The organism is Noviherbaspirillum denitrificans (assembly GCF_002211445.1).
GTDB lineage: Bacteria > Pseudomonadota > Gammaproteobacteria > Burkholderiales > Burkholderiaceae_D > Noviherbaspirillum > Noviherbaspirillum denitrificans.
Window position 1 is genome coordinate 650353 of the sequence record NZ_LSTO01000001.1, and the last position, 9115, is coordinate 659467.

Sequence of the window (9115 nt, forward strand, 5' to 3'; positions counted from 1 at the left end):
TGCGGTTACGGGTGGGCTACGTGCCAGACATTGTTCACCCCGTCCCCGGTCTTGTCACCTGGTTTCGTATCCTTGGCCCACAGATACAGGGGCTTGCCCTTGTACGCCCACTGCTTGCCGCCATCGTCACGCGTCACGACGCTGTAGTCACCCGACGCCTTGTCGCCGTCTTTGGCCATCAGCGGCGGCCAATTAGCGGCGCACGGGCCATTGCACGCACTCTTCCCGCTGCCGGCAGCATCCTTGTCGAAGGTGTAGAGCGTCATGCCGGCGCTATTGGTGAGCATGCCGTCCTTGGCGGTAGCTGGCATCTGGGCGGTCGCCATGCCGGCGCAGCCGAGCAGGCCGAGCGCCAGCAGCGGCAGGGAAAACAGGGGAGACAGTTTCATGGAATCCTCGCTTGGGCTGGTTGTCGTGCTGCGGCTGCAGCACATGCGGTAAACCAATGCCGGCGAGGATTTATTCCATGGATTTACAGTTGGCCGTAAGAATGCAAGCCGGACAGGAACATATTGACGCCGAGGAAGGCAAACGACGTGACCAGCAGGCCAGCCAAGGCCCACCAAGCTGCAACCTGGCCGCGAAGGCCCTTCATCAGGCGCATGTGCAGCCAGGCGGCGTAGTTGAGCCAGACGATCAGCGCCCAGGTTTCCTTCGGATCCCATGACCAGTATCCGCCCCAGGCTTCCGCCGCCCACAGCGCACCAAGGATGGTGGCGATAGTGAAAAACGCGAAGCCGACGGCAATCGCCTTGTACATCACGTCGTCCAGCAGCTCCAGCGCCGGCAGACGGTCGGCGAGGATGCCCTTGAGCTTGAGCAGGTAGGCCAGCGCGACCATGGCCGCCAGCGCAAAAGTGCCGTAGCCGACGAAATTGGCCGGGACGTGGATCTTCATCCACCAGCTTTGCAGCGCCGGCACCAGCGGCTGGATCTCAGCGGCGTCGCGGCTGACGGTGTACCAGAGCAGGAAGCCGACCGCGGCGGAAATCACCAGCAGCACGAAGGCGCCGAGCTGGCGCGTGGCGTAATGCTCTTCGTAGTAGAGGTAGAACAGCGCCGTGATCAGGCTGAACAGGATGAAGACTTCGTAGAGGTTGGACACGGGGATATGCCCGACGTCGGTCCCGACCAGGTAGGACTCGTACCAGCGCACGAGCATGCCGGTGAAGCCGAGTACGACCGCGGCCCAGCACAGCTTGCTGCCGACCGCGCTGCCAAACTCTGAGCGTGTCGCGAGGCCGCCCCAGTAGAACAGGGTCGACAGGAAAAACAGCGTGCTCATCCACAGGATCGCCGACTGGCTGGATAAGCCGTATTTGAGGAAAAACTTCGTCTCGGCGGCATTGAGCGCGCCGCCGTAGAGCGAAATCGAGGCCAGCGCCAGCGCCGCCAGCACCGCCATCAGCCAGCGCACCTGTTTCCATTGCCAGCCTAGCCAGGCAAAGGTGGGAACGGACAGCAGCAGGATGCCTTTTTCATACACGTCCATGTACGCGCCGAAGCGGTTGAACGCGAACAACGCGCCGGCCAGCAGCGCGGCACCGTACAGCCAGTCGACCATCGACAGGCGCTTGAAATAGCCCGGACGGGGCCGGTAGGTTTGGGATTGTGCGAGTTCCATCATGTTCTCCGACAGCGCCTACTTTTGAATTTGCGCTTTCAATGTTTCGAATTCCTTTTCGAAATCCAGGGTCTTGCGCTGCGTGCTCATTGCCATCAGTGCATGCGTGCGTCCGTCTGCATCGGGCTTCAGCCAGATCCACAGCCGGCGTTCGCGGATGTAGAACATTGCGAACACGCCGAGCACCAGCAGCAGGCAGCCGAAGTACACGACATTCTTGCCGGGCGAGCGCGTGACTTGCAGCACGGAAGCTTTGACTTCCTCAAACTCGCGCAGTTGCAGATAGACCGGCGCGCCGTAGAAGTTGGCATCCGAGAGCGCATTCATCGCCGCCTGCAGGAAACGCAGGTGCTTTTCGTCCGCCGCCATCGGCTTGAGCCCGTCCTTCTCGCGCGCGGCCTGCCACAGCTCCCACAAAGTGCCGTTCAGGATCTTCAGGAAGATATCGGCCGCCTTCTGCTGCTCCGCTTGCGGAATCTGCTCAAGGAATTTTGTCACCGCGATATAGCCCGCATCTTCGCCGCTGCCGGCAAAGATTTCCAGGCCGCGCAGGGCGGAGCCGCGCACCTGGTCGCGCAGCTGCTCCTTCCCGTCCGGCATCGCGTGCTCGGCATAACGCTTTGCCGCCGCTTCGCGCAGCGCGGGGACGTGGAGCGCGGCGCGCAAGCGCATCCACTCGACCACGGTGTCGTTATCGTCCGCCGGAATGCGCAGGTAGCGGAACGGCTCGTTCGGCGAATCGCGCATGCCTGTCAGGAAGACATAATCGCCATCCAGCATGACCGGCTGCATGTAATTGTGGAATTCGCGCGCCTGTCCCGTCTTGTCGCGCAGCTTGTATTGCACGCTGGGGCCGACGTTCTGCAGGTCCTTGCTGTTGGCGTTCTTTGCAGCGGAACCCAGCTGCTTGCCGATGCCGGCTGCGAAACCCTTGCCGGGATCGACGGCGCGCAGGTCCTGGCCTGCCTGCGCCATGTTCTCGACATTGAAGGCACGGAATCCCGACCACTCGACCGTGTAATCGCCAGTGCCGAGCGGCGTGCTGCCTCCTACCTCGCCCGCCAGCGGGAAGGACGCGTCCTGCGCACCCGCCATCGGATGCGCGCTCAGCTTGAGCCGGCTGCCGCCGTCGTCAAAGCTCGACTGGTATACCGCAATGCCTTTGTAGATCAGCGGCTGGTTGACCTTGATCGTCGCTTCGAAGGTCTTGCCGGTTTCGCTATCGCGCACCACGACCTCGCTGGCAAACAGCTTGGGCATGCCGGTCGAGTAATGCTCGATGATGAATTTCTTCAGCTGGATGGAGAATGGCAACTCCTGCACCAGCATGCCGGTCTGCTGCGGAATCATCGCGGTGTTGCTGGTGGCGCCTTCGGGAATGAAGGTGTTGGCGCGGAAAGTCGGATTGCCGACGCCGAGGCGGTGCTTCTGAGGAATGTCCGAAATCAGGCCGGCGCCGGCAAACGGCGTCTTGCCGTTGAACCATTGCTGGAAGCGGATCGGCAGGTCGGAATCGAGCAGGCCGCCGATACAGATGATGACAATGGCGCTGTGCGCGAGGATATAGCCCCACTTGTTCGCGGCGCCGTGCTTGGCGGCGATCAGCACGCCATTTCCCTTCGGCACGGTCAGCGACTTGTAACCGCTGTCGCCGATGCGGCGCGCGAGGTCGTGCGCCATCGCATCCATCGGCTTGGCGGAATGCCAGTCGACCTTATGGTGGAAATTGCGCAGCGACTGCTCGCGCACGTTCTCGCGCCAGCTGCGCATGTCGCGCAGCATCTTGGGCGTGTTGCGCACGATGCACAGCGTGGTCGAGACCACCAGGAAGGCCATGATCAGCAGGAACCACCACGCCGAGTACACCGCATACAGGCCGAGCTTGTTGAAAACCTCGAACCAGAACGGCCCGAACTGGTTGACGTAGTTCGGCATCGGCTCGTTCTGCTTGAGCACGGTGCCGATGACCGAAGCGATGGCGATCAGCGTCAGCAGGCTGATCGCGAAGCGCATCGATGAAATCAGCTCGACGGTATCCGCCAGCCAGCGGCGCTTCGTCCTGAGTTGCAATCCGGAGGTGCTTGCGTCCATGAATCTGTGCCTGGAAATGAAAAAGGGGGTGGCATCTGCCACCCCCTCCACGTATTTTATACGGCTGCCGGACTTACTTCAGGCCGCCGATGTAGTCGGAAACCGCCTGGATTTCATCGTCGGACATGCGCTTGGCGATGGTCACCATCTGCACGCTGTTCTTGCGCGCGCCCTGGCGGAACGCGGTCAGCTGTGCAGTCGTGTAATCCTGGTGCTGTCCAGCGAGACGTGCGAACTGGGCCGGGATGCCTGCGCCGCTGGCGCCGTGGCAGCCTGCGCATGCCGGGACATTCTTCTCGGCGATGCCTGCGCGGTAGATCTTCTTGCCGGCTTCAACGGTGTCCTTGTTCTTCGCTGCGCCCGGCTTGGCTTCCTGCTTGTCGAGGAACGCGGCGATGTTCTTCATGTCTTCATCCGACAGGCCCTTGGCAATGCCGCCCATGATCGGGTTGTTGCGCTGGCCGGACTTGAAGTCGGCGAGCTGCTTGGCGACGTACGCTGCATGCTGGCCGCCCAGCTTCGGATTTTGCGTGATGGTGGAATTGCCTGCCGGACCGTGGCAGCCCACGCAAGCGATCACGCCGCGGGCGGCGTCGCCGCTGCCGTACAGCTGTTCACCCTTGGCGGCATCAGCCGCGGGCGCCTTATGTTCTTCTGCATAAGCGATCGAGGATACCGCCAGCATCGCGACAAACAAGGACTTCACAAACGGGGAAAACACACGGTTCATTCAAACACCCTGAGGACTTGATATTTTAAAATTCTGGCCAACGGCAGAGCTCAAAGTAAAGTGCGTTGTGCTTTTGCGGCGCAACAACACAATAACCCCTTATTGTACAATAGCTTTCAAGCATTCCCTCCTACTTTCCAGCATTTTTCCCCCTCCCTATGTCCCTTCTTTGGCAAGCCCGCTTCTTCACCACCGTGAACCACCTTCGCGATTTGCCAAAAACGCAAGTCCCCGAGCTCGCCTTCGCCGGCCGCTCGAATGCCGGCAAATCGACCGCGATCAATATCCTGTGCAACCAGAAGCGCCTGGCCTTCGCGTCCAAGACGCCGGGCCGCACGCAGCACATCAATTACTTCTCGATCGGGGGCGCCCATGTCGGGCAGCACCGCAAGGATGCGACCAGGGTCGACGAAATCCGCGCCCTGCTGGTCGACCTGCCGGGCTACGGGTACGCCGAAGTGCCGGGGGAAGCAAAAAATCACTGGAACGAATTGCTCGGCACGTACATCCAAAGCCGCGAACAGCTCGCCGGCCTGGTGATGATCATGGATGCGCGCCGGCCCTTCACCGACCTCGACGTGCAGATGCTGGAGTGGTTTGCACCGACAGGCAAGCCGGTACATTGTCTTTTGACCAAGGCCGACAAGCTCAACCGCAACGACTCGACCAATGCGCTGCGCCAGGCGAAGAGCGTGCTGCAAAGCTATGTGGATGAACAAGGCCAGCCGCTCCCGTTCTCGGTGCAGCTGTTCTCGGCGTTGAAGCGGATCGGGCTGGACGAAGCAAATGACAAGATCCTTGATCTGCTTTCCTTGACCGGAGACCCTGCGGCTGGGGATGATACCGTTGAGAAATGAACGGGCAAAAAAAACCCTGGAGAAAGGGGAAGATCTCCAGGGTAGTAACGCCATATCGCTAATGCCACGATAGGCCCCGCTCAGGGAGGAGAAGCGGGAGGTGAATGAACACCTATCGCTATGAGTAGTCGCCTCACGAAAAGTTTCAGGAATTTATACAATTCATTCATCGCATCCCCATTTTCCATTAATTGCCATGTCACAGAACCTGTCGCCGAACCATTTCCCCGCCGTCCGCATGCGCCGCATGCGCAAGGACGCTTTTTCGCGCGCCATGATGCGCGAGCACGTAATCACCCCGTCCGACCTGATCTACCCGGTCTTCATCCTCGACGGCGAGAACCAGCGGGAAAAGGTCGCATCCATGCCCGGCGTCGAGCGCCTGTCCGTGGACCTGCTGCTGGGCGTGGCGGAAGAATGTGTGTCGCTCGGCATCCCTGTCATGGCGCTGTTCCCGGTCATCAATTCCTCCCTCAAGACGCCTGACGGCATCGAAGCGGTCAATCCGGAAGGCCTGGTGCCGCGCGCCGTGCGCGAGTTGAAGAAGCGCTTCCCCGAGCTGGGCATCCTGACCGACGTCGCGCTCGACCCGTATACCAGCCACGGCCAGGACGGCGTGATCAATGCCGACGGCTATGTGCTCAACGACGAAACCAGCGCCATCCTGACCAAACAGGCACTGGCGCAGGCGGAAGCAGGCGTCGACATCGTGGCGCCGTCCGACATGATGGACGGCCGCATCGGTGCCATCCGTGCCGCACTGGAATCGCACCACTTCATCCATACGCGCATCATGGCCTACTCGGCGAAGTACGCGTCGGCGTTCTACGGCCCCTTCCGCGATGCGGTCGGCTCGGCGGGCAACCTCGGCAAGAGCGACAAGAGCACCTACCAGATGGACCCCGCGAACAGCAACGAAGCGCTGCGCGAAGTCGCACTCGACCTGGCCGAAGGCGCGGACATGGTAATGGTCAAGCCGGGCATGCCCTACCTCGACATCGTCCGCCGCGTGAAGGACGAGTTCAAGGTTCCGACCTTCGCCTACCAGGTCAGCGGCGAGTACGCGATGATCAAGGCCGCAGCGCAGAACGGCTGGCTGGACCATGACAAGACGATGATGGAAGCGATGCTGTCCTTCAAGCGCGCCGGCGCCGACGGCGTGCTGACCTACTTTGCACGCGACATCGCGCGCAAGCTCAAGCAGCTCTGATCCTACCTCCCCCGGCACCGGCCCTCCCGAAGGGCCGGTTTCATTACGTGCAAGGCGAACCATCCGCACATGGACATCTTCCACGTCAGCAGCAGCCACGTCACCCAGCTCGAGCACGCCGATTCCGGCTTGCCAGCGCAAGGCTACCTTTGGATCGACGTCACCCATGACGAAGTAGCGGCCGATCCGACGGCATGGCGCGACGCCATTGCACATGCAACGGGGGCGCACATCTATGACCCGCACCTGACGGATGTGGTCAACCTCAGCCACCCGTCCTATTTCGACTCCACGCAAGACTACGCGATGGTGGTGTTCCGCAAGCTGGCGCTTGACGGCAGCGGCATGCCGGAGGAAACCGAGTCCGGCGCATCGCCGAAACGCAAGATTCCCCCCGCGCTGACCAAGCTGGCCACGAAGCCCGTGGCCTTCCTGCTGCTGGATCGAGCGTTGGTCACCGTGCATGCGCCTAACAGCAGGACCATCGAAGCAACCCGTGCCCGCCTGCTCGAGTTCAAGACGCGCCGCGAGGGCGCCCCGCACGCACTGCGGCCGCCGTCTTCGCCCGAGGAACTGATGCTGCGCATGCTCAATGCCATGGTTGACCAGTACCTCGCGTTGCGCCAGCCGCTCACCACGCAGATCGACCGCTGGCAGCGCGCCCTGCTCAATCCGCGCAGCCCGTTCAATGACTGGAACGCGCTGCTCGACGCGCGCATCGAATTGCGCAAGCTGGACCACCTGTGCGAAGGCCAGCGCGACGCGCTGCAGGAATTGCGTGATTACCTGGTCGACACCATCGATGGCTCGGACAACAGCCGCGGCAAGGATTTGATCCTGGTACGCGTCAACGATGTGATGGAACACATCACCCGCGTGCTCAACCATGCGCAGCGCCTGGAATCCAGCATTGAGTCGGCGGTGCAGATTCACTTCTCGGCGATGGCCCACCGTACCAGCGAAATCATGCGCACGCTGACGGTGATCACAGCACTGTTCATGCCGCTGACGCTGATCACCGGCATCTTCGGCATGAACTTCACCGTCATGCCCTTGCTGAAGGATGAGGCGGGGTTCTGGATCACCATGGGCATGATGGCCGTCATCGTGCTCATCCTGCTCGTCTTCTTCTGGCGCAAGCGCTATCTCGAAGACAACGACCGATAAAAAAAGCGCCCCGTGTGGGGCGCCTTGATCAGAAGCTGGAAACCAGCGAGAGCGAATTCAGGAACTTCTCCGTATTCTGGAAGCCGATCACCCGCCCCCCCTGGATCTCGCGCCCCTGCTTGTCGAAGAAGATGATGCCGGGCGGGCCGAACAACCTGAAGCGCTTGAGCAGCTCCTTGTCGTCGGCGTTGTTGGCCGTCACATCGGCCTGCAGCAGGACGATATTGGCGAATTGATCACGTACCCGCCGGTCGGAGAAGGTCAGCTTTTCCATTTCGATGCAGGACACGCACCAGTCAGCATAGAAATCCAGCATGACCGTCTTGCCGGCCGATTGCGCCAGCACGGCATCCAGCTCCGCCACCGACTTGACCCGCTTGAAGTCCGTCTTGTGGACACTGCCGGTCAGGTGGGCAACCGGCGCCAGCGGATCGCGTCCGCCGGTAGCCGCGCCCGCCAGCTGCACCAGCCCGAATACGGCGAACACCAGGCCCGCAAGCTTGCCAGCCTTGCGCGACTTCCAGAGCAGATAGCCACCATAGCCAATACCCAGCACCGCCCAGCCGACCATTGGTACCCAGCCCGGAATCACCGGCGTGACAATCCAGATCGCCAGCCCCAGCATGAGCACGCCGAAGAAGAATTTCACCGACTCCATCCACGCGCCTGCACGCGGCAGCAAGGCGCCTGCGGAAACACCGACCAGCATCAGCGGCACGCTCATGCCGACTGCCATTGCGAACAATGCACTGCCGCCGATCAGCACGTCGCGTGTCTGGCTGATGTACAGAAGCGCACCCGCGAGCGGCGCCGCGACGCATGGCCCGACAATCAGGGCCGAAATCGCGCCCATCGCAAAAACGCCCGCCATCTTGCCGGCAGACTGTCGCCCCGATGCGTCCGCGAGTCTGGCCTGGATCGAGGCCGGCACCTGCAACTGGTACACCCCGAACATGGAGAGCGACAACACCGCCATCAATACCGCGAATGCTCCGAGTACCCAAGGATTCTGCAGCGCCGCCGCCAGCCCCTCGCCGGCAAGGCCCGCCGCAACACCCAGCACCGTGTAGACGAGCGCCATGCCCAGCGAATAGGCAACCGACAACGCAAATCCCCGGCCGCGGCTGACGTCCGTGCCTTCACCGACAATGATCGAGGACAGGATAGGCACCATCGGCAGCACGCACGGCGTGAAGGCGAGTCCAATCCCGAGCAGCAGGAACAGCGGCAGGATCGCCAGCAATTTTCCGCTTTGCAGGGAAGCCTCGATGCGGCCCATTTCCGAGTCGGCTGCTGCTCCGGCGGATTGCGCGCCGCCGGCCATCGACACTGACGCCGCACCGCCGCTGGTAGACAGCTTCGCCACGGATTCCATCGGCGGATAGCACAGCCCCTTGTCCGCGCAGCCCTGGCCTGTGGAGCGGAGCGTGAAGCCG

General features: G+C 61.9%; 8 protein-coding genes. 3 read left to right on the forward strand and 5 right to left on the reverse strand.

Features of this window, described 5'->3' with window-relative positions; translation table 11 throughout:
• Positions 1-5 precede the first annotated feature (5 nt).
• From AYR66_RS03340 to AYR66_RS03355, 4 genes are all read right to left on the reverse strand, one after another.
• Positions 6-389 carry a COG4315 family predicted lipoprotein gene (locus AYR66_RS03340; RefSeq protein ID WP_088709575.1) on the reverse strand — a complete coding sequence of 128 codons (384 nt, stop codon included), beginning with the start codon at positions 387-389 and terminating at the stop codon, positions 6-8.
• Positions 390-472: 83 nt separating this feature from the next.
• Entirely contained in the window at positions 473-1624 is a 1152-nt protein-coding gene (ccsB, locus tag AYR66_RS03345) for a c-type cytochrome biogenesis protein CcsB (RefSeq protein WP_088706344.1), read from the reverse strand.
• Positions 1625-1642: 18 nt separating this feature from the next.
• Positions 1643-3715: a cytochrome c biogenesis protein ResB gene (locus AYR66_RS03350; RefSeq protein WP_088706345.1), complete on the reverse strand. Its 2073-nt coding sequence runs from the start codon at positions 3713-3715 to the stop codon at positions 1643-1645.
• Positions 3716-3788: 73 nt separating this feature from the next.
• Positions 3789-4445 (reverse strand): c-type cytochrome, encoded by a 657-nt coding sequence (locus AYR66_RS03355; RefSeq protein ID WP_088706346.1) that lies wholly within the window; start codon positions 4443-4445, stop codon positions 3789-3791.
• Between the two features lie 158 nt (positions 4446-4603).
• On the opposite strand from AYR66_RS03355, the gene yihA reads away from it, so the two are divergent.
• The 3 genes from yihA to AYR66_RS03370 all read left to right on the forward strand — a co-directional run bounded on the left by yihA (position 4604) and on the right by AYR66_RS03370 (position 7679).
• Positions 4604-5302, forward strand: coding sequence for a ribosome biogenesis GTP-binding protein YihA/YsxC (gene yihA, locus AYR66_RS03360; RefSeq protein ID WP_088706347.1), 699 nt, complete (start codon positions 4604-4606; stop codon positions 5300-5302).
• Between the two features lie 196 nt (positions 5303-5498).
• Positions 5499-6512 (forward strand): porphobilinogen synthase, encoded by a 1014-nt coding sequence (gene hemB / locus AYR66_RS03365; RefSeq protein ID WP_088706348.1) that lies wholly within the window; start codon positions 5499-5501, stop codon positions 6510-6512.
• A 69-nt stretch (positions 6513-6581) separates the two neighbouring features.
• Complete coding sequence (locus AYR66_RS03370) at positions 6582-7679, forward strand: magnesium transporter CorA family protein (RefSeq protein ID WP_088706349.1); 1098 nt, start codon at positions 6582-6584, stop codon at positions 7677-7679.
• Positions 7680-7707: 28 nt separating this feature from the next.
• Here the strand turns inward: AYR66_RS03370 and dsbD are convergent.
• Positions 7708-9115 (reverse strand): protein-disulfide reductase DsbD (gene dsbD / locus AYR66_RS03375; protein WP_088709576.1); only part of this gene is annotated, 1408 nt, incomplete at its 5' end.